Source organism: Thiohalocapsa sp. ML1 (assembly GCF_001469165.1).
Taxonomy (GTDB): Bacteria; Pseudomonadota; Gammaproteobacteria; order Chromatiales; family Chromatiaceae; genus Thiohalocapsa.
The window spans coordinates 1-1,109 of sequence record NZ_JABX01000119.1; the positions used below are offsets into that span (position 1 = coordinate 1).

Genomic DNA, 1,109 nt, shown 5'->3' on the forward strand with positions numbered 1-1,109 from the left:
TTGCGGCACGCGCGCCTGTCGCGGCTAAAGCCGCTCCCACGGGGGAAGCACCCTGACGGCCGCCCAACCGCGCTTTCTCAGTTAAACCGTCCAGGTTCCGTTAGGGTTCCTGTACGGGCTACTATGAAGCCTTGAAGCGGAGGTCCACATGTCCATCAACGTGAAGCTGCCTGAGCCGCTTGTTGAGAGCGCCAAGCGCTACGGCGCGGTCGAGCATCGCTCGGTACCCAAACAAATCGAATACTGGTCTCGGATCGGTAAGATCGCTACGGAGAATCCGGATTTGCCCTTCAGCGTTATCCGCGAAATCCTGCTTGCCGATGAAGAAGAACCGGAAGGTGAGTATCAGTTCGGCTGATGCGCTTCCTTATCACGCCTACCTTTGCGCGCGCGGTCAAGAAAATGCACCGCACGCAAAAGGCGAAGCTCGATGAAGCTGTGCGTTCGATCAGCCGCCAACCGGACGCAGGTGAAATGAAGGTCGGTGACCTTGCAGGTGTAAGAGTCTACAAATTTCGCATGGGTAACGGGCTGGCCCTGCTCGCCTACCGGGTGCTGGACGAGAACACGGTCAAGCTGCTGATGGTTGGACCGCATGAAAACTTCTATCGCGATCTCAAGCGCATTGAATAGTGCATAGGTTGCGCTGACGCCAGGCGTATGCGCTGATCCGGCCATGCCCTGTGCGCGCCCGACGTACTTGTGCGACGCGGCCTTGAAGCATCTCCGCAGAAATGTGAACATCGCACAGTACGCCAGCGCAGCGAAGCTGGCCTTGGTGGATAGACTCGGCATGGCGGCGTCGCAACCAAGGGGAAAGGTGGCGCGCAAAGCAGCTCAAACCATGTACAGATCACGACACAAATCGCGGCCTACGCCAGGTTAGCTTCGCCGCGAGGCGCGCGTGCCGGAGTTGGGCGCGGGAGCGCCGGGAGAGGCGTGACACCGCGGGAGCGGTGTCACGAGAACAGCATGGTGCCGATGCGCGTTGCGGCTGAAGCCCCTCCCACGGCGGAGGCGCCCGCCTCAAGCCGAGCGAGACACCGAATGATTGGCAGAACTCCAACACGCGACGACAGACGTTCCGTCGCCGACTTCGGATCTCAGGC

2 protein-coding genes are annotated in these 1,109 nt (G+C 60.5%); both read left to right on the plus strand.

Going from position 1 to position 1,109, the window contains the following annotated elements; genetic code table 11:
- Positions 1-148: 148 nt before the first annotated feature.
- Positions 149-358 (plus strand): hypothetical protein, encoded by a 210-nt coding sequence (locus tag ML01_RS26595; RefSeq protein WP_058558380.1) that lies wholly within the window; start codon positions 149-151, stop codon positions 356-358.
- Complete coding sequence (locus ML01_RS26600; RefSeq protein WP_058558381.1) at positions 358-633, plus strand: type II toxin-antitoxin system RelE/ParE family toxin; 276 nt, start codon at positions 358-360, stop codon at positions 631-633. Before ML01_RS26595 ends, ML01_RS26600 begins: the two co-directional genes overlap by 1 nt.
- Positions 634-1,109 lie beyond the last annotated feature (476 nt).

Excerpts from the sequence above, each read along its gene's own strand:
- ML01_RS26595 (WP_058558380.1), top strand. The coding sequence starts at position 149 with ATGTCCATCAACGTGAAGCTGCCTGAGCCGCTTGTTGAGAGCGCCAAG.
- ML01_RS26600 (WP_058558381.1), top strand. The coding sequence starts at position 358 with ATGCGCTTCCTTATCACGCCTACCTTTGCGCGCGCGGTCAAGAAAATG.